The organism is Lentilactobacillus senioris, from assembly GCF_026798195.1.
Taxonomy (GTDB): Bacteria; Bacillota; Bacilli; order Lactobacillales; family Lactobacillaceae; genus Lentilactobacillus; species Lentilactobacillus senioris_A.
This window is the reverse complement of the sequence record NZ_JAPQEZ010000003.1, coordinates 65,981-91,741: the sequence shown is the minus strand read 5'-3', so window position 1 is coordinate 91,741 and position 25,761 is coordinate 65,981. Positions and strand designations below refer to the sequence as shown.

Sequence of the window (25,761 nt, the reverse complement as noted above, 5' to 3'; positions counted from 1 at the left end):
TTCCTCTTATCTTCTTTTATAATTCTGATGTTTCTTCTGGTAATTTGGGTAAATCATTTCGTGAATTTAAGCCGAAATAATTCAAGCCATAGTTACTGATGCCATATAATTTTGGATGTCCAATTTCTTTTTTTTCACCGACTACTTCTACTAATTCAAGTTCTTGTAAACGCCGTAAAGTGGCACTAGAATTAACGCCCCTAATATCATCAATTTCCACCCTGGCAATGGGCTGATTATAGGCGATAATTGCAATGATTTCAATTGCGGCTGTTGATAAATGTTGAGGCTGGCTATGACAAACATAATCGTTTACTACATCGGCTACCTCTGCTTTGGTAGCTAGCCGATACGTTTCATCAGTTACCTGGATCTCTAATCCTGATTGTTGGTCTTTAGCATATTGATCAGCTAATTTTGCCACTAATTGTCTGCAAGCCGCCGGACTAATTTGTACTTGATTAGCTAAGTCAGTTAAGGTAATTCCCTCGTTACCAGCGGCATAAATTAAAGCCGTAATTTTGGCTTCGTTAGTTACCATGAGAATTTCTCCTAATCATCACTTCATTTGGGGTTTGTTGTTTAATTACTAGTTCTCCATCTTTAGCCATGTTTAGCACCGCTAAAAAATTAGTAACAATTTCTTGGCGATCATTCTTGGTAATTAAGCTCTGAAATAAAAAAGAACCCGTAGTTAATAATTTTTGCCGAATTACTCCTGTTTGGGTATCTATGGAATAACGCCAAGTATTTTTAATTCTGGGTACCTTTTGAGCCCGTTGATTTTTATTTAGTAGATAAACATAAGATGTTTTTAAATCCTGTTTATTAGTCGGGGCCGGAAAAACTAATTGCGGTTTTAATTTAGGAATTCTAATTGGCTCAATTGTATAGTTTTTCTGAGATGCCTTTTCTAACTGCTTGAATTGTTCAGTAACTTTGCGATATCGTTCATATTCTTTTAGTCTAGCTACCAATGAAATTCCAGGATCTTCTTCATCATCGTTATCTACTTCTAAAACTGGTAACAAAGCCCGAGATTTCATCGCCATCAAGGTGGTCGCTAAAAGGTAATATTCACCTACTAAAGGTAAATTAATTTCTGAAGCTTGCTGTAAGTACTTTAGGTATTGATCCGTAATTGCTATCAATGATACATCAGTTATCAATAATCGTTCTTTTTTTAAAAGTTGTAGCAATAATTCTAGTGGTCCAGCGAAGTTATCAGTCGTTATAATTGGTTGTTTACTCACGAAGCTGTTTCTCCCAATCTAAACAAATTTGACGATTAGCTAAGCTAGCCACAATTTTTAGTTTAGGATAGGCTTCATTTAATTCGTTGAGCATTTGGTTGTACGTATTTTGTTTGTGTTCCCCAGGAGTACAGACAATTTGATGAACGATTAACTGACCTTGTCGTTCTTCAGTTCCTACTAGTCCCGTCCAATTATTATTGGCATCTCGATACAGCCACAAACGGTGGTTGTCATTTTCAACATACCAATTTAGTTGTTGTTCAACTAAATCCATATTGTCGAGATTATCAATTAACGATAGTAGCCCCATCGTCACTTTTTCGTAGTCCTTTCGGTATTGATATAACATAGTAATTCTCCTAAGCTCTGGGATGAAATTGATTATAGACATCGCTTAAATGATGACTGGAAACGTGGGTATAAATCTGAGTAGTCGAAATATCAGAATGGCCTAACATTTCTTGAACAATTCTTAGGTCCGCTCCGTTTTCCAACAGATGGGTGGCAAATGAATGCCGTAACGTATGTGGCGTGATTTTTTTGGTAATGGTAGTCGAAGTAACATACTTCTTTAGCATTTGCCAAATCGCTTGGCGACTCAATTGACCGCCCCTAGCATTTAAGAAGACGTATTCCGTTTTCTTTTTTAGCAAGTTAGGTCTTACAGTATTCAAATATTGATCTAGCCAATCAATTGCAACAGCACTAATCGGAATAATTCGTTGCTTGTCGCCCTTTCCCAAAATTTGAATTAAGCTCATGGTTAAATGTAAATCACCCACTTTTAAGTTAACCAACTCACTGACTCGCATTCCAGTAGCATACATTGTTTCCATAATGGCTCGATCTCTGATGCCCAACGGTTTATTAAGGTTGGGTTGTTCCAATAAATTATTAACTTCAGCAATCGTCAAAACATCTGGTAATACCGTTGCTTTTTTAGGGGAATCAATTTTAGCCATCGGATCATCATTTATCACCTTAAACCGCTGCAAATACAAAAAGAACTTTCGCAATGTAGATACCATATGAATCACGGTATTTCTGGATCGTTCTTCTTGATTTAATTCATCCAAAAAATCTAAAATTAAATACTGATCTACTTCCTGCCAACTGCTAACTTTTTTCTTGAAGTAAGTTACCGCGATAATTAATGCTTGACGATAACTAGTCAGGGTATTAGCAGATAATGCTCGTTCTACTTTTAAATAGTGAATATAATTATCAATTTGTTCATTCATTACTCTCATCTTCAATTAGTGAAAGACCTGCATCGGTTTCCACAATTAACTTAGCTTTTAGTAAATGTCCCACTGCTCGCTTAAAGGCTCCCTTGCTGATCCCAAAGAATTCTTTAATTAAGACAGGATCACTATGATCAGTATAAGGCAAGAAATGCTCAGCATCTCGGTTTAATAAAGCCAAAATCATGGCAGCATCATCGTCAATTGCTTGGTAAGCTCGTGGTAAGGTAGATAAATTAATACTACCATCCCGCAACATACCAATTACTCTAGCTTCTACTTGTTGACCTAAACGAGGTTCTTCTACCCGTTCACTGGGATGCATAAATGCTAATTCGTAATTTTCCGTTAAAAGTCGAGTTCCCGCCATTTTTAATCTGTAAGCAGTTGCCTTAATATTTTTATTCTTTAAGTTAGGTCCGGCTGGTCGAGCAATTGCTGCAAAGATATCTTCATCAGCCAAGTGCGCCCATAACCGGTTTTTCTTATCAACTCCTAAGCACACTAAAAGTTGGTCGCCTTCTTTTGGCCACAAAGATCTCACCGTTGGAAGCTCATCTAAAGATACGGCAATATCTTTATTACTTAAACCAATATCTACAAAAACTCCTAAATCATGCTTTTGTCCTACAACCTTTGCAAAGGCGTATTGATCAATTTGCACTTTAGGTCTAAATCTAGTGATTTGAAGCTTATGGTGTTCATTTTCATAAGTAAAACCGGTAAAATTAGCTCCTAATTTTAGAGGTTTTTCAATTTCTTCTTTAGCTAATAAAAAAGTAGTTCCTTCAATTTGCACAAAGTAATTTTGTTCATTTTCATCAATTACTTGGCCAGTTAATATGCGTCCTATTGTTTCGATTTCGTCCACTCCGTTTCCTGATTCTGTACCTATTCTACACGTTTCCGCGGCCAAAAGAAAAGAGTTTAGGGTTTAAAACCCTAAACTCTTTATTGGTTAAATGTTAGATAGCGTTTGAAGCACCATGATAAACAATTCCGCGGTGAGAGTCAATTGTAATTAATTCACCATCAGAAATCTTATCAGTAGCGTTTTCAGCACCAACAATAACTGGCAAGCCCATAGAAATACCAACCACAGCAGCATGAGAAGTCAAACCACCATTTTCTACTACTAAAGCACTAGCTTTTTCGATAGCAGGCATGTATTCCTTGTCAGTAGTCTTGGTAACCAAGATACTACCTTCAGTAACTTTACTGTTAGCATCAGCAGCGTTATCAGCGATAACAGCCTTACCGATCACAGTCTTGTCACCGACACCTTGGCCTTGAACCAACTTTGAACCGATTAATTGAACCTTCATTAAGTTAGTAGTACCACTTTCACCAACTGGCATACCACCAGTGATCAAGATCAAGTCACCTTCTTTAGCAAGACCAGATTCAACGGCCTTCTTAGAAGCCAAATCGAAGATAGCGTCAGTACTTTCTGGTTCGTCCACAACGATTGGAGTAACACCCCAGTTGATCATCAAACCACGACGAGTACGTTCGTCAAAAGTAATAGCTAAAATGTCAGCATCTGGGTGGTACTTAGAAATCATTCGAGCAGTGTAACCAGATTTAGTTGCTGCTACGATAGTCTTGATCCCTAATTCTTTGGCTACCCGAGTTACTGAATCACCAATTGATTCTGTTACGTCGTTAGTCATGAATTGAGGACGTGGAGTACCAAATTCAGGGAAAGCATTTTCAGCCTTAACATCGATTCGAGCCATAGTAGAAACTGCTTCTACAGGGTAATCACCGTTGGCACTTTCACCAGAAAGCATAGTTGCATCAGTACCGTCAAATACGGCGTTAGCAACGTCAGATGCTTCGGCACGAGTAGGACGTGGGTTTTCTTGCATTGAGTCAAGCATTTGAGTAGCAGCAATTACTGGCTTACCAATTGCGTTACATTTCCGGATCAAAGTCTTTTGAACCAAAGGAACGTTTTCAGCAGGAATTTCAACACCCATGTCACCACGAGCAATCATCAAACCATCTGAAACCTTGATGATTTCGTCAAAGTTGTTGATACCTTCTTGTGATTCAATCTTAGGGAAGATTTGAACATGTTCCATGTGCTTTTCTTCCAAAAGTTCGCGAATATCAAGAACATCTTGAGGTTTACGAACGAATGAAGCAGCAATGAAATCAATTTCGTGGTCCAAACCAAAACGGATATCATCTGAATCTTTTTCAGTGATACCAGGAAGGTTGATTGAAACACCAGGGGCGTTAACACCCTTACGTGAACCTAACAAACCATCATTTTGAGCAGTTACAACTAATTCTTTATTAGCGTCATCTTTTTCATCGATAACAGTATCTAACAAACCATCATCAAATAAAACGTGACCGCCTTCATGAACGTCATCATAAAGACCTGGGTAAGTTACCGCAATCTTTTCAGGAGTTCCTTCGATGCTATCATCCATTGAAATCCGGAATGTATCTCCAGTATGGAATTCAAGTTTGCCGCCTTTTTGGACAGTAGTCCGAATTTCGGCTCCTTTAGTATCAAGCATAATTCCGACAGTTTTGCCCGTCTTCTTTTCTGCTTCATGTACTTTGTTCATACGGTCTAAATGTTCTTCATGATCACCGTGTGAAAAGTTAAACCGGAATACATTGGCACCGGCTTCAATCAATTGAGCAATGATATCAACATCGGTACTGGCTGGTCCCAGGGTACTTACGATCTTGGTTTTCTTCATAAGTAGTATCTCTCCTTTTAGCTTGCGAATTTCCAAAAGTCTACGTGACAATTGTTCTGTCCGCTTTTATTCAAAACGTATTTTATCACTTTTAAAATTCGTTGTCTTGCTTGAGTTCTTGAGATTATTGAAAAAGCAAATGATTAAAAGTTGGTTTAATAACAAAGAAAGCCTTTACTTGAACGGTAAATATATTTTTAAAAAAGTTTATTTAAGCGCTACATTATCCTTACCAAAAAGCCGTTCTAATTGGGATTGGACCTTTTTAGTAGTTGCTAAATTAAAATTATCATTTAATTTAGTGGTTTTATGATCATCAGCAGCAATCAAAACTACGTTGCTAGTTCCTTGATTAGCTACAGCTATTTGAGCTAATTCAGTTAATTTAGGTTGCAACTGAGCTTTAGTTACCCGTACAAACCACTGTTTTTCTTTTAAAAGTAACTTACGGGCAAGGTTAGCGGCTGGAGTGATTTGATCTGCAATAATTTGTAATCCTTGGCGTTCTTCCACCCGACCACTTATAACCACTACCATATCTCGATGTAACCAATTACTTACTTGTGAATACAATTGAGGAAAAATGGTAATATCAATATCACCCGTAGAATCATTTCCCGCCAGAAATGCCATTTGACTACCTTTTTTAGTTCTAATCACTTTGACCTTAGTAAGGTATATTCCCACCGTAACCTGACTACCAACTACTAAATCTGGTATTGATACAGCATTGAGTTTTCTTAATAAACGATTATATTTTTCTACTGGATGTCCAGATAGGTAAGCCCCTAATAATTCATTTTCTTTTTGTAGTTTCTCTGCTAACTCTAATTCATCTCTTTTTTTAATCTTGGGCATCAATGCCGTTAGTAATTCTATTGATTGGCCACTCAATTCTGCTGAACTGATAAATTCCGGTGTTGCGGCTAATAATTCTGCTCGATTATAACCAAAAGAATCTAACGCTCCTGAGTAAATTAGAATTTCAATTTGATCCGAATTTCTGAATTTTTCGGGCAATCTGGTAATTAAATTAGCAAAACTAGTGTAGTCGCCATTGACAGTTCGTTCTTCTAAAATTGCTTTTACGGTATCTTTTCTTAGCCGTTTAATGGCACTCAATCCAAAAATAATTTGGTGGTCAATAACACCAAACCGTTCTTGGCTTTGGTTAATATCCGGGCCTTTAATTCCAATATTGAGGATCTTGAGTTCATTTAAATACTGTTTAATTTTTACGTCATTATTTTGAACAGAATTTAATAGTGCTACGTAAAAAGCGGCAGGAAAATGAGCTTTGAGATATGCTTGTTCGTAAGCCATTTTACTGTAAGCAATCGCATGTGACTTATTAAATCCATAATTAGCAAATTTTTCAATATAGGCAAAAATTTCAACAGCTCGATCTCGTTCAACTCCGTTAGCTACTGAACCATTTATAAAACTATCGCGTTCTTGATCCATTGCGGCTAAATTCTTCTTACTCATTGCTCTACGTAACAAGTCGGCTTCTCCTAAAGAAAAACCAGCCATGGCGGAAGCTACTAACATTACTTGTTCTTGATAGACAATAATTCCAAAAGTCGGCGCTAAAATCGGTTCAATCTGAGGTACATTAAACTTCAGCTTGCGTCCATCTTGCTTTCGCTTTACTAATTGTGGAATATTTTGCATGGGACCTGGTCGGTATAACGCGTTAACTAATGCGATTTCTTCAAAATTTTGCGGATCAACTTCTTGCAACGCTCGCCGAATTCCTTGCGATTCAAACTGAAAAATGCCATCGGTTTTTCCCTGCTGAAATAACGCAATAGTTTGCGAATCATCTAAAGGAATAGCCGTTGGATTAATTATTTGGTTATTGATCAACTTCACGTTGTTTAAGGTATCAGCTAAGGTAGTCAGATTTCGTAATCCTAATAAATCAATTTTTAAGAGACCCACTAACTCAACGTAGTTTTTAGAATACTGTGTCATCAACAATCCATCATTGCCATTTTGAACTGGCACTTGTTCTACTAACTTATGTTGACTTAAAACAATTCCAGCGGCATGCGTTGAGTAATGTCTAGGAAGTCCTTCTAATTTTTGAGCAGTTTCAAAAATCAGTTTATTAATTGCTGAATCCGCCACTAAATTTTTTAACCGCTGCGAGTTAGCATAGGCCTCACTCAAGCTAATATGCAAAGCATTCGGAATAGCTTTACTCCACTGATCTTGTTGAGCTACTGATAAACCAAAACTTCTAGAAACATCTCGCAGAGCCTGTTTAGCTGCTAAAGTACCAAAAGTGATAATTTGTCCAGTTCGGTCATGACCATACTTAGTATGCAAGTACTGGATCACTTCATCTCGACGGTCATCAGGTAAATCAATATCAATGTCGGGCATTTGATTTCGTTCTGGATTCAAAAAGCGCTCAAATAGTAAATCATATTTTAGTGGATCCACATCGGTAATACCCAAACAATACGCTACCAAAGATCCAGCGGCAGATCCCCGTCCCGGACCAGTTAAAATATGTTGCTGGTGGGCAAAGCGAATGATATCCCAAACTATCAAGAAATAATCATTGAATTGCATTTCGGCAATAACCGTTAATTCCATGGTTAAACGTTCAAAATATGGTGAAGAATTGGAAATCTGGTTATCTTTTAAGCGTTTAAGTAATCCCCGTTCACATAGCTTAGCTAGGTAATCACCTGCCGTAACGTTATCCGGGGTATTAAATTGGGGTAAGATTGGCACCTGCTTTTGCATTTCTAATTGAATGCTAGCTACTAATTCACTTAGATTAGTCAGTCCCGCCTTAATTCCAGAAGCTTCAAAGTTAATCACTTCATCCCTAGCTGGTTGTAACCAATTAAGTCCTTGACTGGCAGCTAAGGTGGTTATTTCAGTTAACCTATTTCCTGAATCAATGGCCGTTAAAACTCGTTGAGCAAAATAATCATCAGCATTAAGGTATTCCACTCGTTTAAAGGCCACTACTTTGCTGCCTACTTCTGCAGCGATGGTAGCTACCGTTTGAATAATATTAGCTGGTTGCATGTATGTTGATCCTACTAAGATGTCAGTAGTAGAATCGCTTAATTCTTGTAATTGGTATAAAAATTGTTCTGCTTCTGTCGTTTGGCCTCTTAAAATATCATCATAAAATTCAGATTGTTCGGCCACGATAACAGCTAATCCCGCCAAATGGTCTTTGAGATCCTTAATCTCAAACTCATCGGTAGTTAGTTTACGGCTAGATAGGAGCATTAAATTTTGATATCCTTGCTGATTTTTAGCAACTAAAACTAATTGAGTTGACCGATCCAGATTCAATTGATTAGCCACTTCCAGCGTTAATCCAATAATGGGTTTAATATCAGCAGCTACGCAGGCATCATAAAATTCGACAGCACCATACATAACGTTAATATCAGTGAGTGCTAGCGCTTGATAACCCCTTTGTTTAGCAATTTGAATTAAATCATTAATTTTAATGGGGCTTTGTAATAAACTGTATGAACTAATTAATTGTAGGGGCACAAACGTCATCTGCTCACTTCCTTTCGTATTAAAGTATATCAAAATTTTAGAATTACTCAGCAAGCAATCTGGATATTAGTTCATTTTTCTGTAAATGTGTGCTAAAATCATCATGATTGTGAGGTGGTATTTTTGCCTAAAATTATTAGCGCAAACTTGACAATTATTTTTTGGTCATTCATCTTTGGTGAAATTATTGGCTATATTGGTTCCGCACTTGAAGTAATGCCGTATAGCGCCCTTCAAGTAGGAATCGTCGCCGTGATCACTGCAGTTGTTAGTGTTAACGGAATTTACCTTTTACAAAAAGGACAAAATTAAAACCGGGAAATTTTCCCGGTTTTTTTGTGTTAATTTTTAATACTTAAATGCTAACTTATCATCTACTAAATCAATTTTAACGGTCATATCCTTTTTAATTGTTCCAGCAATGATTAACTTAGCAATTGGGGTTTCCACTTGGTTAGTTACAAACCGTTGAAGTGGTCGAGCCCCAAATTGAGGTTCGTATCCTTGTTTAGCAATCCAGTTCTTAGCTGCATCTGTAATTTCTAGGCCCATTTCTTGATCATGCATTCTAACCGCTAATTGATCAATTAACTTTTGAACAATTTGCGCCATGTCTGCTAGGGTCAACGGCGTAAACATAATTGTCTCATCAATGCGATTTAAAAATTCAGGTCTAAAGTGTGCCCTCAACAAATTTAACACTTCATCTTGGGTAGCCTTAGGAATAGTTCCATCTTCAGTTACTCCGTCAAGTAAAGCTTGAGAACCAATGTTAGAAGTCATAATCAAAATCGTGTTCTTAAAGTCCACGGTTCTACCTTGGCCATCAGTTAAGCGACCGTCATCTAAGACCTGCAACAAAATGTTAAAGACATCTGGATGGGCTTTTTCGATTTCATCAAAAAGGACAATGGAATATGGATTACGTCGGACCGCTTCAGTAAGCTGGCCCCCTTCTTCATAGCCAATGTAGCCAGGAGCCGCCCCTACTAAACGAGAAACCGATTCTTTTTGCATATATTCAGACATATCGATTCTAACCATGTGATCTTCTGAATCAAATAGATTGACTGCTAACGCTTTAGCTAATTCCGTTTTTCCGACCCCAGTTGGTCCCAAAAATAGAAATGATCCTAAGGGTTTACTTGGATCTTGCAATCCAGCTCTAGATCTTAAAACGGCATCAGAAACTGCATTAACTGCGTCGTCTTGGCCCACTACTCGTTTGTGTAAGTTATCAGCCAAATGCAATAATTTTTCTCGTTCGCCTTCTACTAGCTTAGCAACTGGAATTCCTGTTTGCCGGCTAACTACATCAGCAATTTGATCTTCCGTAACGGACTCTTCTACCAACCATTCATCTGGTCGATCGGTACTTTCTAATTCCGCTAGTTCGCTTTCTAAACTAGGAATGGTACCGTGTTGTAATTTAGCAGCTAAATTTAAATCGTAGTTACTTTCAGCCTGTTGTAATTCGTTTTTGGCTTGATCCAATTCCTTTTTCTTGTCACTAATGGCTGTCAAAGATTTCTTTTCATCCTGCCAACGTGCATTAAGTTCATTGACCTTTTCTTTAATGCTAGCAAGTTCATGAGTAACTTCTTGAAGCCGCTTCTGAGACGCTTCATCAGTTTCTTCATTTAAAGCTGCTTCTTCCACTTCTAAGCGCATTAATTGACGGTTAGCTTGGTCTAACTCTGTTGGACTAGAGTTCATTTCGACCCGAATTTCAGCAGAGGCTTCATCAACTAGATCAATAGCCTTATCAGGTAAGTAACGATCCGTAATGTAACGATCAGAAAGTCTAGCTGCCGCAATTAACGCATTATCGTGAATTTTAACCCCATGATGAATTTCTAAACTTTCACGTAAGCCTCGCAAAATAGTAATGGTGTCATTAACTGTGGGTTCATTAACCATTACTCGTTGGAAACGCCGTTCTAGGGCTTTATCTTTTTCCATATACTGGCGATATTCATCTAGAGTAGTAGCGCCGATTAAGTGTAACTCTCCTCGGGCTAACATTGGCTTTAAGATATTTCCGGCGTCCATACTACCTTCAGTTTTACCGGCTCCAACGATGTTATGAATTTCATCGATGAACATAATAATTTGTCCCTCAGCTTTTTTAACTTCCTTCAGGACTGCTTGAAGCCGTTCTTCAAATTCACCACGGTACTTAGCGCCCGCGATCAAAGCACTCATATCTAATTGGAAAATTACTTTATTTTGTAAGTTTTCTGGCACGTCGTTAATGGCAATGCGCTTAGCTAATCCTTCAACTACGGCAGTTTTACCAACTCCGGGTTCACCAATAAGGACCGGATTATTTTTGGTTTTCCGAGATAGGATGCGAATCACATCTAAGATTTCATCGTCTCGACCGATAATGGGACCTAATTCATTATTACGAGCTGCCTTAACTAAATCAATTCCATACTTCTCTAATGCTTGGTAGCCATCTTCTTGATTTTTAGAGGTTACTCGTTCACCGCCACGGATACTATCTACTTCGTTACGTACTAATTGTTCAGTAATTCCATGATTTTTCAAATAATCAGTAAATCGTTCTCCGGTTAATTGCATCAAAGCAATGGTTAACGTATCAACAGCGATATATTCGTCATCTAATTGATTTTTAACCTGTTCTGCCTGTTGCATTAATTGAGCTAAATTATTAGACATAGATTGACCATAAGCAACGTTACTGCCGCTAACAGTAGCGATATTATCAATTTCTTGGTCTAATTCGTGTTCTAAATCTTCTAAATTTAAGCCCATTTCAGAATAAATCTGACGACCCAGTTGACCCGGCTGCGTTAAAAATTTAAAAAGATGGGCAACTGTAATCTCTTGTTGTTTTCTGGTGACAGCAATTTGCTGAGCCTGAGCAATTGCTTGCGTTACCGCTTCAGTTAAATTATCTGGATTCATATATTTCACCTTGTTTTTTAGTTTAAAAAAGTTTGAAATGATTATCATTTCAAACTTTGTAAACCTATATTAACAGATAAATGAAGCCTTGAGAAATAATTTGACCAATTTTGACCAATTATTTCGCTGCGTATAATTTTACGATTTCAATAATTACATCGGTAGCCTTTTCCATAGTTTCTTCTGAAACATATTCAAAGCGACCGTGCATGTTTTCACCGCCAGCAAAGATGTTTGGCGTTGGTAGCCCCATGAAAGAAATTTTAGAGCCATCAGTTCCCCCACGAACTGGGAAAATATTAGGTACGACGCCCACATTTTTCATGGCCTGTTCTGCCACGTCCACTACCGTTGGATCCTTAGCAATGACTTCTCCCATATTGTAATATTGATCAGTCAGCGTTAATTTAATTCGGTCACTACCGAATTGGTGATTCATATCAGCAGTAATGTCAGTGATTAATTGCTTTTGTTGTTCGAATTGATTTCGATCGTGGTCTCGGATGATATAACGTAGTTGACTAGCGTCTACGTCACCTTTCATTTCATAGAGGTGGAAAAAGCCTTGTCTACCTTCGGTATTTTCTGGTCTAACATCTTTAGGTAACCGGTTATGAAAATCAATGGCCACTTGAGAAGCATTAACCATTACTCCCTTAGCTTCTGAAGGGTGAACGTTAGTCCCTTTGATTTCAACTCTAGCATCAGCGGCATTAAAAGTTTCGTAACTTAACTCACCTTCAGGACCACCATCTACCGTATAAGCCACGTCAGCAGCAAAATCAGCAACATCAAAATGATCGGCCCCAGTTCCAATTTCTTCATCTGGGCCAAAACCAAATTTAATATCACCATGTTTAACTTCGGGATGAGCTAATAAATAAGTGGCTGCAGCAATAATTTCTGCCACCCCAGATTTATCGTCAGCCCCTAATAAAGTAGAACCGTCAGTTGTAATTAATGTATGGCCGGCATAATTTTTTAAATTAGGGAAAACGGCTGGATCCAATACAAATTCGCCAGCAGCATCCAACTTAATCACAGATTCGCCATCATAATTTGCAACAATCTGGGGATTGACATTTTCTCCATTAAAATCAGCTGTATCTACATGAGAAATAAACCCTACCGTGGGCACTGACTTGTCCTGATTGGCAGGTAAGGTAGCAAAGACATAACCACTTTGTTGATTAGTATGCACGTCTTGTAAGCCCATTTTAGTCAATAATTCTTTTAACGAATTCAAAAAGTCCACTTCGCGTTGAGCAGAAGGAATTGTTGTTGAAGTTTCATCAGAACGAGTATTTACTCGCACAAAATCCAGAAAGTTAGGAATTAAATTGTCATATTTAGCCATAATGAGCACTCCTTTTAGATAAATGTAAATGGATCAGTATTAATTTCAGATGCAATAACCTTAATAGGCCAATCTGCTTGAGTGGCCCACTCAGTAAACAATTGTGTCAATTTAGGTTTAACGATTTGTTCAATATGATGCCCAGGATCTACCACCGGTAATCCGGCCGCCAACATATCATGGCCGGTATGGTAATAAACGTCACCGGTAACATAAACATCTGCTCCTTGTTGTTGAGCTAAGTGGAAAAATTTACCACCATCACCGCCTAAAATTGCTACACGTCGAATTTTTTGATCCAAATTAGCTGCGACGACCCGTAAGCCAGCAACGTTAAAATCTTGTTTGCATTTGTTAGCAAATTCGAGAATGGTCATGGAATTTGGTAAATTACCAATTCGGCCCATGTAATACTGAAGACGACTATCTTCTAGTTTAACTAATCGGTAAATCGGGTTATCACCAGGAAAAACATCCTTTAAGGCCAACATTACCGCAGTAAGGTTAGATGCTGGGACTTCGAATTCAATCCGGGTATCATTTTGACTACTACTAGTTTGAGGTAATGCCGAATTACTAGCGGTAGTTAGTCTAGTAGTCCCATCCCACTGGAAGGTGTAACCATCTTGATCCGGCAATTGGAGCTTGCCCCCTGCATCCTCTAACGACATTCGAATAGCTTCAGAATATACTTTAGGAGTTTGAACGGTTAGTAAGTAAACCTGTTCTACTACTCCCGGAACCAAACCAGTAGTTTCTTCCAACCCTAATGTTTCAGCTAACCAGTCATTTAAGCCGCCGTTAGCCGAGTCCAAATTAGTATGGGCAGCGTAGACCGTGATATGATTAGCGATAATTTTAGCGTACATTGCGTTTTGTGGATCGCTTAAATCTAAATTTTTAGCCGGGCGAAACATCACTGGATGATGAGCAAAAATAAAGTCAACGTCCTTTTCAATAGCCTCTTCAACCACTTCTGGGCGAACATCTAGCGTCACCATTACCTTATGAATGTCGGCATCCAGCGATCCAATCTGCAAACCAACCGGATCATTTTTTTCAGCTATGTTTTTTGGAGCAAATTTTTCAAAGCGATCAACTAACGTTTTAACTTTCATCGTCTAACACCTCATTAATCATTTTAATTTCTTGTTCCACTGCCAATAACTTAGCTTCATCAGTTTGATGAGCGCGTTGCAAGTTCACCTTAATTTTAGCTAACGTATCCAACCGTTGTTGCCATTTATGTTGAAAAGCCGAGTTAGTTTCTTGCATTAAAAAGGGACCAAATTTAATTTCTAGTTCTGTGTACTGAACTGGTTGTGTTACCGCCTCACCCACAATAATTTCATAAGTGTGCCCTAAATCATGCAAAATAGTTTCCGCTTTAATCCGGTAACCGTTATGCATTAACCAAGTTCTAACAATATCTTCGTTAACATTAGGTTGTAAAACTAATAATGGTTTTTCAACTAACTTGTCTTTACCATCAGTTAAAATTTTAGTAATCAAAGTTCCACCCATACCAGCGATAGTTATCGCATCAACGTGATCATCTAGATTAACAGCCGCCAATCCATCTGCTAACCGAGGTAAAATCTGATTATTTAATCCCGCCTGATTGATTTCATGAACGGCATTTGCCAGTGGACCTTTAGCCACTTCTCCTGCAATGGCAAATGAAATCAAATGCTCTTGGACTAGGTGAATTGGTAAATAGGCGTGATCAGAACCTATGTCGGCCAACCGACTATTTCGAGGAACATAGCTGGCAACTGTTTGTAGCCGCTCAGATAGGTGAAAACTATTCATGGAAGAGAAACTCCTTATTTTATAATTACAATTATTATACTATGCTCAGCAATAAATTAATTGATATTTTGATGAAAGCAACAAAAAAAGCGAGATCTCTCTCGCTTCTTGTTATTCTAAAAAGTCTTTTAGTTGTTTGCTTCGTGATGGATGGCGAAGTTTACGTAATGCTTTGGCCTCGATTTGTCGAATTCGTTCTCGGGTAACTCCAAAGACCTTCCCCACTTCTTCAAGGGTTCTGGTTCTACCATCATCCAATCCGAATCTAAGTCGTAAGACATTTTCTTCTCGGTCAGTCAAAGTATCCAAAACGCTTTCCAATTGTTCTTTTAACAATTCGTATGCTGCATGATCAGCAGGAGAAGTAGCATCTTGATCTTCAATAAAATCACCTAAGTGAGAATCATCCTCCTCACCAATTGGCGTTTCCAATGATACTGGTTCTTGAGCAATCTTAAGGATTTCTCGAACCTTATCAGTTGGCATATCCATTTCAGCACCAATTTCTTCTGGAAGAGGTTCACGACCCAAATCTTGAAGTAATTGGCGTTGAATTCTAATTAATTTATTGATTGTTTCAACCATATGAACTGGAATTCGAATAGTTCGAGCTTGATCGGCAATAGCCCGAGTAATTGCTTGTCTAATCCACCAAGTAGCATAAGTTGAAAACTTGAATCCTTTACGATAGTCAAACTTCTCTACCGCCTTCATTAGGCCCATGTTACCTTCTTGAATTAAATCTAAGAATTGCATTCCACGACCAACGTACCGCTTGGCAATAGAAACCACCAAACGCAAGTTAGCTTCAGCAAGTTCTTGCTTAGCTGTTTCATCACCATCTTCGATTCGCTTAGCTAAACTGATTTCTTCGTCAGCTTTTAACAAAGGTACTCGACCAATTTCTTTAAGGTACATTCTAACGGGATCATTAATTTTAACCCCAGTAGGAGCAGAGACATCGGCTAACTCTTTTTTAGTAACTTTTTTAGCAGCGCCAATAGCCCGAGGATCCGGTTCCCCATTTTCATCCACGACACTAATCCCAGCGTCTTCCACCATTTCTAAGAGTTCTTCAGTCCCCTTATCATTTAAGGTGTACGGAGTAATGATCTTATCTTCAAGTTCTGAATAAACAACGTGTCCAATGGGTTTATTAGTCTTGACTAATTCGTTAAAAACTTTTTGGTACGTTTTTTCAACTTTAACTTGTCCTGATTTGCCACTTTTCTTTTCAGCCATTAAATTGCCTCCACTTTGTTTACTTAGCACGCTTTTTTTGTTCTAATGCAATTAAATCCACTAATAACTGACGTTGGCGTTGATGATCTCCCACCCGGCCAGCATCTATTAGCTCTTGTTTTTTTGCAGCAATTTGGTTAACTAACGGTGCCTGATTCATAATTACATTAACATAATCATCAATTTCTCCAGCAGAAACCGTTTCTGGTAAATCAACCAAATCAATATTAATTAGTAACTGCTGTAATCCAGGTTCTTTGATTAAATTGCTAAAAGTAGCAATTTGAAATTGGTCGTATTGGCTAAAGTAACCTTCAGCTAACAGATACAGCATTTGATATTTTTCGTCAATAAACGCAAAATCAGAAATGTTTTTTACTTGTAACCAAACATCTCGATCATACAGCATTCGTTTCAGCAGCCGCCGCTCGGTTTTTTCAACTAAAGATAACGCCGGCTCTCTATTCAAATTATTAGTAGAAATCCCAGGTTGTTGAACCTGTTTAACCGCCGGCCGTTTTACTACTTGAGTCACTTGTTGTAACTGTTGTTGTAAAACTTCCTTACTGATCTTTGACTCGGCGCTCAATCGATTTAAATATAATTCTTGGTCAATTGGAGAATTGATCGTTGCAATTAAATCTAATGCTTGTTTAATATATTCCGCCTGGCCAGATTCCGAATGCATATTTTCATCTTGTTTTAACATTCGTAATTGGTACTCAACTACCGGTTGCGCTGACTTAATTAATTCTTGAAAGGCTGGACCACCTGTAGACTTAATATATTCATCAGGATCTTTGCCATCTGGAATTTCAACAATTCCTAAAGTCAAACTAGGAACCTGTTTAAAAATGTCAATTGCTCTTTTAGTTGCCTTTTGACCAGGTTGATCTCCATCATAACTAATGATAACTTGTTGCGCAATTCGTTTAATATCATAAACCTGGTCGTCGGTGAGACTAGTTCCCATCGATGCAATTCCGTTTTTAATCCCAGCTGAGTAGGCCGTGATAACATCCATAAAACCTTCGAATAAAATTACACTGCGATGTTCTCGCACAGCGAGTTTGGCCTTATCTAGGTTAAATAACACCCGGCCTTTATTAAAAATTTCCGTTTCTGGACTGTTTAAATATTTAGGTAAATCTGGATTGGCAGTTAACAATCTACCAGAAAATGCAATGGTAGTTCCACTGGCGTCTCGAATCGGATACATAATTCGATCCACAAATCTATCAATTAATTGTGCATCCTGAGTTTCAGAAAACAGACCAGTTTTACGTAGAACTTGATAATCAACTTTTCGCTCATCAAAAACTGGTTTTAATAGTCGTTGGCTAGGCGCATACCCTAAATTAAATTCATTAATCAACTCATCCGACATCCCCCGTTGGTGTAAGTAATCCAACGCCGGTTGTCCCATCTGAGTATTCATTAAAATATGGTGGTATAACTTAGCTGCCTCTTCATGTAAGGCGCTTAGTTCCCTAGTTTGCGAATTATTAACGTTTGCATTATTGTTTTTTTGATCCGTATATTGCGAGTCTAATGGAATATGTTCAAATTCAGCTACCTTCACCACTGCTTCTGGGAAACTTAAATTTTCCAAATCCATTAAAAAGGTAAAGACATTCCCTCCTCGACCGCAGCTGAAGCAATGAAAAATTTGTTTGCTTTCAGAGACAGAAAAGGACGCTGTTTTTTCCTCATGAAACGGACACAAACCAAATAAATTTTTACCAGCTTGATGTAACGAAACATACTGGCTAACAACATCGGTAATATTAGTTTGGGACCTAATTTCTTCAATGGTTGCTTCCGGAATTTTTACCAATTATTTTGATCCCCCTCAGCTCAAACCATTCTAACTTGCAAAAATCGCACCCCAAAAATTTGCGGTGCGATCAAAAGTACATTTAAGAGACACTGAAATATAATAACATGTATCTACTTATTTAGCAATAATTAGCTTTTAACTACTAATTGGTTTAAATCACCCAAGCGATAGATCATTTGAGCTAATTCATGTAACTGTGATAAACGATTATTTTTGATAGCTTCATCCTTAGCCATCACCATCGTAGCATCAAAATATTCACTAATAATCGGACTAATTGCAACCAATTTAGCATATAGTTGATCAGCCGTTAAAGTATCAATTGTTTCAGTCAATACAGAAACTGCTTCATAAAGTTTAGTTTCAGATTCATTTTCAAATAATGCTGGATCAACGGTGACCAGTACCTCAGCCTTATCGGCAATTCTTAATACTCGAGTTAGAGACTCAACTACGTTTTTAAAGTCGGCATCGTCTTTATGTTCGGTCAATGCTTGAGCACTCTTAACGATAAACAAAACGTTATTTTCCAAACCATTAGTAACGGCATCTGTAATATCATAACGAATCTTCAAATCACCTAAATATTGTCGAACTCTGTCCTTAATAAAGTCAATGACTGCTTCATTTTGGCTACTTAAATCAATTTCAGGAGCAACTCCGGCAGCTTGTTCTTCTTTTTCTACTCCAACCAAAACGTCATTTAAATTCAATGACCAGTCTTGATCTGTAATAATCCGGACAATTCCAGATGCTTGACGACGCAAAGCATAAGGATCATTAGAACCACTTGGAATCATTCCAGCAGCAAAGAAGGTCATAACACTATCTAACTTATCAGCTACCGCCAAAATAGCCCCGTTAGTACTAGTAGGTAAATCACCATTAGCTGAAATTGGCATGTAGTGTTCCCGAATAGCAGTGGCTACTGCTGGATTTTCACCTTGTAGTAAGGCATACTTTTCACCCATAACCCCTTGCAACTCAGCAAATTCGCCAACCATTCCAGAAACCAAATCAAACTTGTAAATTTCTGCGGCCCTAGTTAAATCAGCTCTAGCAGCATCTGGTAATGAAATCGCGTTAGCAATGTGGTTAGCAATAACTCCTACTCGCTGCATTTTTTCGTACATTGTAGAAATTTTATCGTGGAAGCTAACTTTTTTGAGACGTTCTACGTAATCAGCTACGTTTACTTTTTGATCTTCTTCAAAGAAGAACATGGCATCTTCTAAGCGAGCAGTTAATACTTTTTCGTTACCAGCAATCACATTATCAATCATATGATCGTTACCATTACGAACAGAGATAAAGTTTGGTAACAACTTACCATCAGAATCTTGAACATAGAAGAATCGTTGGTGATCACGCATAGAAGTAATCAAAACTTCGTCGGGGATCACTAGGTACTTAGAATCAAAGCTTCCAGCAAATGCCGTTGGCCACTCTACTAAGTTAGTAACTTCTTCCAATAGTTCTGGATCAATATGAATTTGCCAATTATTTTTTTGGGCAATAGCAGCAATTTGATCTTTAATCATTTGCTTACGTTTACTTAAACTAGCAATTACAAATTGTTCGGTTAGTTTTTCTTCATATTCAAGTGGAGTGTCAATAACTGCTTCATGACCTAAGAACCGGTGGCCTTCAGAAATTTTATCGGTCGTAATATCCAAAATTGAAAATGGAATGACTTCTTCATTATAAAGGGCTACCAACCATTTAATAGGGCGAATATAGCTAAGAGAGTTAGCTCCCCACTTCATCAAGGTTGGAAAAGTCATGGCCGTGATTACGTCTTTTAGGCCGGCTAAGACTTCTTGAACCGGTTGACCTTGAATATGCTTTTGAACGTAAACGTAATCGACACCCTTTAATTCCTTAAAGACAATATCTTCTACGCTAGCTCCTTGTCCTTTACTAAAGCCAATAGCGGCTTTAGTCCAGTTACCGTCAGCATCCAAGGCAATTTTTTTAGCCGGGCCTTTAACTTCTTCATCAATATCAGGTTGTTTGTCAGCTAAGTCTTCAACAATAACAGCCAGTCTTCGAGGAGTAGCAAACATTTTAATATTAGCAAACGTAATTCGTTGTTCTTTCAGATAAGTTGCTACTCTTTTCTTTAATTGTTCCACACTGGGAGTGACTACGTGAGCCGGCATATCCTCTAAGCCGATTTCTAATAGAAAATTATTTGCCATTCTTAGTTTCCTCCTCATTTGCATCTGCAAGTAATGCTTGGCGTTTAGCTTCATCCTTAATTAATGGGAAGCCTAATTTGCGACGTTCTTCCACAAATTCACGGGCTACCATTCTAGCCATATTTCTAATTCTAGAAAGATAACCGGCCCGTTCGGTAACTGATACTGCCCCACGAGCATCCAACAAATTAAAGGTGTGACTACATTTTAAGATGTAATCATAGGCGGGATGAACTAGATTTTGATCTAGTAACCGTTTAGCTTCGGCCTCATAGTCTTCAAAGAACTTAAGTAGCATGTCTTGATCACTAACTTCAAAACTATACTTAGAATGTTCATATTCTGGTTCTTTAAAAATATCACCATATTTAACGTTATCGGCCCATTCTAAATCAAAAACAGAGTTAACGTCTTGAATATATGAACTCAACCGTTCTAAACCATAAGTGATTTCAGAAGCTACCGGGTTCATTTCTAAGCCCCCAACAATTTGGAAGTAAGTGAATTGAGTAACTTCCATTCCGTCTAACCAAACTTCCCAACCAACACCAGCACAACCCATTGAAGGATTTTCCCAGTTATCTTCAACAAACCGAATATCATGTTCCAACGGATCAATGCCTAACTCCCGTAAACTATTCAAGTAGAGTTCTTGAATATTATCAGGAGATGGTTTCATAATTACTTGAAATTGGTGATGTTGGTATAACCGGTTAGGATTTTCACCATAACGACCATCGGCTGGTCGTCTGGATGGTTCAATATAAGCGGCGTTCCATGGTTCTGGACCAACTGCTCTTAAGAATGTATACGGGCTCATTGTTCCGGCCCCTTTTTCAGTATCATAGGCTTGCATTAACATGCATCCTTGAGCTGCCCAGTATTGCTGTAATTTTAAAATAATTTGTTGTACCGAAAGCTTTTCAGTCATTATTATCCTCCTAAATATTGCCAATAAAAAAACCTATGCTAAATGAATGCTCATTTAACATAGGGACGATTATCTCGCGGTTCCACCCTAATTCTGACTAGTAATAGTCAGCACTTAGTTCATGTCAGCTCCAAAAGCGCCAAATCATAACTGTTTGTCTGGGCTTACACCATTTCCCAGTCGCTAAACCAACCACTTATAATCTTCTTTTATCTTCGCTAAATATTCAACTTTTTTTAGCATAGTTGACAACCTTTAATTTGTCAACTGCTTCTCACTGCTTAAAACTTTAATTGATCAATTTGATCTAAGAAATGTTTACTCTTAGGCACAATCCCTACGCTATTTTCATAAATTTTATCGATGGTAAGTCGAATAGCTTTTTTAGTCTGCTCACTTACATCAATCGTATTAATTTGACTTAACTGTACCACGGAAAATAGCCTTAAATAATAAATAGTTCGTTGATCTAAATGTAATCTATAAGGATCCAAAGACCAGTGATTTTGACATAATAAGCCACCGTATTCCTCTGAAAAATCAAAAGCTAAATCAGTCCGGTGACAAACGCTACAATCTCGCCAGTTAGGGGCAACCCCAAATTCAGTTAGCAGTTGAATCTCCATAATATTAGTGATGATTTCAACATCTGCCCCTGAATCAATCATTTTAACCGCTAACTGAAATCGAGCAAACCAACTAGGTTGAACTTCCCCCTCAGCAAAAGCCGCATCTAGTAGTGATACTAGATAAGTGACGTAAGCATTTAAGACAATATCTGCATTAATATTAGAATATTGATGAACATCTTTAATATTATTCAAGTAAGACAATCCGCTGTTAGAAATGCTACCACTAAACCAGCCATCGGCAAACGGAAGTAGGGCTGCTCGCATTTTAAAATTAGGTTTCTTCGCGCCCCGCATTAAAAACATTTTAATACCGAATTCTTCGGTAAAATACTTAACCAGCAGATCCCGTTCTTTGTAGGGCCGCGAATACATCATAATAGCGTGAAAGTCAGTGGCCTGATGCTTATAATTCACTTGATCATTCCTTTATTAAAGCCTAGTAATCATTTTTACGGTAACCGTAGGATTGCAAGAGCGAAGCCTTATCACGCCATCTAGGCACCACCTTAACCCATAGTTCCAAATAAACTTTACTGCCTAACAAGTTCTCAATGTCTTTACGAGCTAAAGTTCCGATTTTTTTCAGCATTGAACCTTGCTTACCAATTACAATTCCCTTTTGGCCATCACGTTCAACAATAATAGTTGCTTGAACATGAACTTTATCGCCTTCATCAGCAATTTTTTCAATGTAAACGGCTACTGAATGAGGAATTTCTTGTCTAGTAAGTTGAAGTACCTTTTCCCGGATTAACTCTGAAATAATAAACCGTTCAGGATGGTCAGTTACCTGATCTTCTGGATAGTATTGGGGTCCTTCAGGCAGCGTTTCCGTTAATTTAGTTAGCAATTCAGTAACATTGTTTCCTTGCAGAGCTGAAATCGGAAAAATATCGGTAAATGGTAAAGCTTCTTTATACTGTTCGATAATTGGGAATAAATCGTCTGGGCTGATTTCGTCAATTTTATTAATTACCAAGAAAATTGGTTTCTTAACCGTTTTAAGCTGATCAATAATAAAATTATCACCTGCGCCCCGCCGTTCAGTTGCGTTCACCATGAATAAAACTGCATCTACTTCGTTTAAAGCAGATAAGGCAGAATTCATCATAAAATCACCCAATTTATTTTGGGGTTTATGGATACCGGGAGTATCAATAAACACGATTTGAGATTCGTCAGTAGTGTAAACTCCTTGAATTTTGTTTCGGGTCGTTTGAGCTTTATCACTCATAATAGCTACTTTTTGGCCGACCACGCGGTTTAAAAGGGTTGATTTCCCAACATTAGGCCGCCCAACAATTGCTACAAAGCCAGAATGAAAATTAGGATTGTCCATCAATAACACTTCTTTCTTTTATTTTGAATTAAAACCACAGCATGATTTTAGGAATAAAGATTAAACAACCAACAATAATTGCAAAAAAAGCAGATAACAACACTGCTCCTGCCGCAATATCCTTTGCCCGTTTAGCTAATAGATTAAACCGATGATCTACGATTAAATCAACTACGTTTTCAATAATTGAATTTAATGCTTCAGAACCTAAAACGGTAGAAAAAGCCACACAAAGCCAAAGCCACTCATTAATATTTAGTTGCACTACTAGCCCCAGAATAACGGTAATTGCGCTAATAATTATATCAAACCGAAAATTCCGTTCCTCTGCAATCAATAACTTAACACCATCTAAAGCGTGCTTAAGCGACTGAAAAAAATTGTGATTCTTTTCTGTTTGTTTATTATCTTGTAAGCCCATATTCATCTAAAATCTTTCTTTGAAGTGGAAACATAACCGCTTCATCTTCGGGTTGCATATGGTCATATCCATTTAAATGCAAGAATCCATGAACTACTAAAAAGCCTAATTCTCGTTCAAACGAGTGGCCCAAAAATTCAGCCTGTTCACCAACCTTATCGATGGAAACAAAAATGTCACCGATGTTTTGTGGAATTTCAGCAGCTAATTCATCATCCATAATGACTGGAAAATCATCATCGTCTGCCTCATCCTCAATAGCAAAACTAATAACATCCGTAGCCCGGTTAACTCCACGGTAATCGTTATTGATTTTTTGGATTTCGTCATTGTTAACAAACGTAACTGACATTTCGGTATTGTCTGCTAAATCAATGTACTTTCCTGCGTAGTTTAAAACTTTTTTGACTAATTCAACTTGTTCGGCTGGTACTCCATCTTTAGTATTATCGTAGATTTCTAAATCCATGAAATTTCCTTTCTACTTTCCAAAATTTTCATAAGCGTTGATTACTCGAGCTACCACTGGATGTCTAACCACATTTTGAGCGGTAAATTCAACAAATTCGATTTGATCCAAATTTTGGAGGATGTGTTGGGCTTCAACTAACCCACTTTTAGCTTTGTTGGGTAAATCGATTTGAGAAATATCACCATTAACGATCATTTTAGAGCCAAACCCTAATCGAGTTAAAAACATCTTCATTTGCGCGTTAGTGGTGTTTTGGGCTTCATCTAAAATAACGAAGGCATTATCTAACGTCCGCCCTCGCATATAAGCTAACGGGGCGATTTCAATTACGTTGCGTTCAATTAATCGTTCGGTGTGTTCCACTCCAAAAATCGCATTTAACGCATCATAGATTGGCCGTAAATATGGATCAACCTTGTCTTTTAAATCACCGGGTAAGAAACCAAGACTTTCTCCGGCTTCCACAGCTGGGCGAGTTAACACAATTTTTTCAACAAGCCCTTTTTTCAAAGCGGCAATGGCCATTACAACCGCTAAGAACGTTTTACCAGTACCAGCCGGACCAATCCCAAAGGTAATATCATTATGCTTAATCGCATTAACATATTGACGTTGACCAAAAGTTTTAACCCGAACAGCCCGCCCCTTAACGTCTTTAATTAATACCTGACTATAAAGATCTAAAAAATAATCTAAAGTGCCATTTTTTGCCATATTAACAGCACTTACTACGTCACTACTATTAATGGTAATGTCCTTATTAATTAACGTAGCAAGATTTTCAAGGATAGCAGTTGCCTCAGCTACCATTTCTTCTGCACCACTGATTTTTAACACCGAACCAAACGGGTTAATTACCACTGACAACGATTCTTCAATTATTGTCAGGTATTCGTTTTGGGTGCCCACTAATTCAGCTAATTTAGCGGGATCAATTACCGTCACTTCTGCGGCTACTTCTTTAGTATCAGTCAAATACATAAGCTCCTTTACTTATATTCTTAACCTAATAATTCTTTAACCGTTTGTTTAACTACATTCCCATCTGCTTGACCTTTGAGCTTAGGCATAACTGCACCCATCACTTTACCAAAATCTGATGGTGCACTAGCATTTAAGTCCTTAGCAGTTTGTTCAACAATTTCTTTAACTTCTTCTGCACTCATTTGTTTAGGTGCATATTTTTCAGTTATTGCAATTTTAGCCTTTTGGTCTTCAGCTAAATCTTCACGACCGCCCTTTTCAAATTCAGCCAATGATTCCTTTTGTTGCTTAAGTTCTTTTAGAACCACTTCAGAGGCTTCTTGGTCGCTTAAATCATGACCCAATTCAATTTTTTTGTTGGTTAACTGGGATTTTAAGCCGCGAATAACATCCAAACTAGTTTTATCACGAGCCTTCATTGCTGTTTTTAAATCTGAATTCAATTGATCTTGCATACTCATTTCCCAGGTCTCCTTTATTTTTTCTACTCTTAATTTTACCATTAAAAAAGACCAGAACCTAATAAAATTAGATTCCGATCTTAAAATGTTCTTAGAAGCGCTTCTTTTTCTTATTGTTACGTTTACGTGCTGCTTCTGATTTTAACTTTCTCTTAACACTTGGTTTTTCATAAAACTCACGTTTACGATATTCTTGCAGTGTACCGCTTTTTGAAACTGTTCGTTTGAAGCGTCGAAGAGCATCATCAAGAGACTCGTTTTTACGAACGACTGTCTTTGCCATTATGAAATTCCCTCCCTCCGCGCTTGAAATGTAACTGTTAAAAAGCAAAAATACAATACTTAACAACGGTCCAGCATAAATTATAC

At 37.8% G+C, this 25,761-nt stretch carries 23 protein-coding genes; 1 reads left to right on the top strand and 22 read right to left on the bottom strand.

From position 1 onward, the window contains the following. Positions 1-16: 16 nt before the first annotated feature. The 7 genes from scpB to dnaE all read right to left on the bottom strand — a co-directional run bounded on the left by scpB (position 17) and on the right by dnaE (position 8,766). Positions 17-541, bottom strand: a complete 525-nt coding sequence (gene scpB / locus OXT66_RS04500; RefSeq protein WP_268596106.1) for an SMC-Scp complex subunit ScpB — start codon at positions 539-541, stop codon at positions 17-19. Continuing rightward, the gene (locus OXT66_RS04495) at positions 531-1,253 is read right to left on the bottom strand and encodes a segregation and condensation protein A (protein ID WP_268596104.1); all 723 of its coding nucleotides are present in this window, start codon (positions 1,251-1,253) and stop codon (positions 531-533) included. Before OXT66_RS04495 ends, scpB begins: the two co-directional genes overlap by 11 nt. Continuing rightward, complete coding sequence (locus OXT66_RS04490; protein ID WP_268596102.1) at positions 1,246-1,605, bottom strand: reductase; 360 nt, start codon at positions 1,603-1,605, stop codon at positions 1,246-1,248. The genes OXT66_RS04495 and OXT66_RS04490 overlap by 8 nt, the downstream gene beginning before the upstream one ends. A 10-nt stretch (positions 1,606-1,615) precedes the next feature. Continuing rightward, on the bottom strand, positions 1,616-2,497 hold the full coding sequence (gene xerD, locus OXT66_RS04485; protein ID WP_268596099.1) for a site-specific tyrosine recombinase XerD: 882 nt from the start codon (positions 2,495-2,497) through the stop codon (positions 1,616-1,618). Beyond that, on the bottom strand, positions 2,490-3,371 hold the full coding sequence (locus tag OXT66_RS04480; protein WP_268596097.1) for a S1 RNA-binding domain-containing protein: 882 nt from the start codon (positions 3,369-3,371) through the stop codon (positions 2,490-2,492). Before OXT66_RS04480 ends, xerD begins: the two co-directional genes overlap by 8 nt. A 94-nt stretch (positions 3,372-3,465) precedes the next feature. Further along, positions 3,466-5,223 carry a pyruvate kinase gene (pyk, locus tag OXT66_RS04475; protein ID WP_268596095.1) on the bottom strand — a complete coding sequence of 586 codons (1,758 nt, stop codon included), beginning with the start codon at positions 5,221-5,223 and terminating at the stop codon, positions 3,466-3,468. 207 nt (positions 5,224-5,430) lie between these two features. Then, on the bottom strand, positions 5,431-8,766 hold the full coding sequence (gene dnaE / locus OXT66_RS04470) for a DNA polymerase III subunit alpha (RefSeq protein ID WP_268596093.1): 3,336 nt from the start codon (positions 8,764-8,766) through the stop codon (positions 5,431-5,433). Positions 8,767-8,889: 123 nt separating this feature from the next. Here dnaE and OXT66_RS04465 point away from each other — a divergent pair, with 123 nt between their 5' ends. Then, the gene (locus tag OXT66_RS04465) at positions 8,890-9,078 is read left to right on the top strand and encodes a DUF2929 family protein (protein ID WP_268596091.1); all 189 of its coding nucleotides are present in this window, start codon (positions 8,890-8,892) and stop codon (positions 9,076-9,078) included. 36 nt (positions 9,079-9,114) lie between these two features. Here OXT66_RS04465 and clpB read toward each other — a convergent pair whose 3' ends face one another. From clpB to rpsU, 15 genes are all read right to left on the bottom strand, one after another. After that, on the bottom strand, positions 9,115-11,700 hold the full coding sequence (gene clpB, locus OXT66_RS04460) for an ATP-dependent chaperone ClpB (protein ID WP_268596089.1): 2,586 nt from the start codon (positions 11,698-11,700) through the stop codon (positions 9,115-9,117). A 118-nt stretch (positions 11,701-11,818) separates the two neighbouring features. After that, on the bottom strand, positions 11,819-13,057 hold the full coding sequence (gene pepT / locus OXT66_RS04455) for a peptidase T (protein WP_268596087.1): 1,239 nt from the start codon (positions 13,055-13,057) through the stop codon (positions 11,819-11,821). Between the two features lie 14 nt (positions 13,058-13,071). Then, on the bottom strand, positions 13,072-14,175 hold the full coding sequence (locus tag OXT66_RS04450) for a Nif3-like dinuclear metal center hexameric protein (RefSeq protein WP_268596085.1): 1,104 nt from the start codon (positions 14,173-14,175) through the stop codon (positions 13,072-13,074). Next, the gene (locus tag OXT66_RS04445) at positions 14,165-14,869 is read right to left on the bottom strand and encodes a tRNA (adenine(22)-N(1))-methyltransferase (RefSeq protein ID WP_268596083.1); all 705 of its coding nucleotides are present in this window, start codon (positions 14,867-14,869) and stop codon (positions 14,165-14,167) included. The genes OXT66_RS04450 and OXT66_RS04445 overlap by 11 nt, the downstream gene beginning before the upstream one ends. 111 nt (positions 14,870-14,980) lie before the next feature. Continuing rightward, positions 14,981-16,111: an RNA polymerase sigma factor RpoD gene (rpoD, locus tag OXT66_RS04440; RefSeq protein WP_268596081.1), complete on the bottom strand. Its 1,131-nt coding sequence runs from the start codon at positions 16,109-16,111 to the stop codon at positions 14,981-14,983. A 19-nt stretch (positions 16,112-16,130) separates the two neighbouring features. Next, complete coding sequence (gene dnaG, locus OXT66_RS04435; protein WP_268596079.1) at positions 16,131-17,948, bottom strand: DNA primase; 1,818 nt, start codon at positions 17,946-17,948, stop codon at positions 16,131-16,133. Between the two features lie 131 nt (positions 17,949-18,079). Further along, entirely contained in the window at positions 18,080-20,152 is a 2,073-nt protein-coding gene (gene glyS, locus OXT66_RS04430; protein WP_268596077.1) for a glycine--tRNA ligase subunit beta, read from the bottom strand. Then, positions 20,142-21,083 (bottom strand): glycine--tRNA ligase subunit alpha, encoded by a 942-nt coding sequence (gene glyQ, locus OXT66_RS04425; RefSeq protein WP_268596075.1) that lies wholly within the window; start codon positions 21,081-21,083, stop codon positions 20,142-20,144. The genes glyS and glyQ overlap by 11 nt, the downstream gene beginning before the upstream one ends. A gap of 281 nt (positions 21,084-21,364) precedes the next feature. Continuing rightward, the gene (gene recO, locus OXT66_RS04420) at positions 21,365-22,129 is read right to left on the bottom strand and encodes a DNA repair protein RecO (RefSeq protein ID WP_268596073.1); all 765 of its coding nucleotides are present in this window, start codon (positions 22,127-22,129) and stop codon (positions 21,365-21,367) included. A gap of 22 nt (positions 22,130-22,151) precedes the next feature. Next, positions 22,152-23,054, bottom strand: a complete 903-nt coding sequence (gene era, locus OXT66_RS04415) for a GTPase Era (protein WP_268596071.1) — start codon at positions 23,052-23,054, stop codon at positions 22,152-22,154. A 28-nt stretch (positions 23,055-23,082) separates the two neighbouring features. Continuing rightward, positions 23,083-23,475, bottom strand: coding sequence for a diacylglycerol kinase family protein (locus OXT66_RS04410; protein WP_082620599.1), 393 nt, complete (start codon positions 23,473-23,475; stop codon positions 23,083-23,085). Continuing rightward, entirely contained in the window at positions 23,459-23,944 is a 486-nt protein-coding gene (gene ybeY, locus OXT66_RS04405) for an rRNA maturation RNase YbeY (protein WP_268596069.1), read from the bottom strand. Before ybeY ends, OXT66_RS04410 begins: the two co-directional genes overlap by 17 nt. Positions 23,945-23,956: 12 nt before the next feature. Then, complete coding sequence (locus OXT66_RS04400; protein WP_268596067.1) at positions 23,957-24,922, bottom strand: PhoH family protein; 966 nt, start codon at positions 24,920-24,922, stop codon at positions 23,957-23,959. A 26-nt stretch (positions 24,923-24,948) separates the two neighbouring features. Further along, the gene (locus tag OXT66_RS04395; RefSeq protein ID WP_268596065.1) at positions 24,949-25,392 is read right to left on the bottom strand and encodes a GatB/YqeY domain-containing protein; all 444 of its coding nucleotides are present in this window, start codon (positions 25,390-25,392) and stop codon (positions 24,949-24,951) included. A 91-nt stretch (positions 25,393-25,483) separates the two neighbouring features. After that, positions 25,484-25,675 carry a 30S ribosomal protein S21 gene (gene rpsU, locus OXT66_RS04390; protein WP_054669564.1) on the bottom strand — a complete coding sequence of 64 codons (192 nt, stop codon included), beginning with the start codon at positions 25,673-25,675 and terminating at the stop codon, positions 25,484-25,486. Positions 25,676-25,761: the final 86 nt, after the last annotated feature.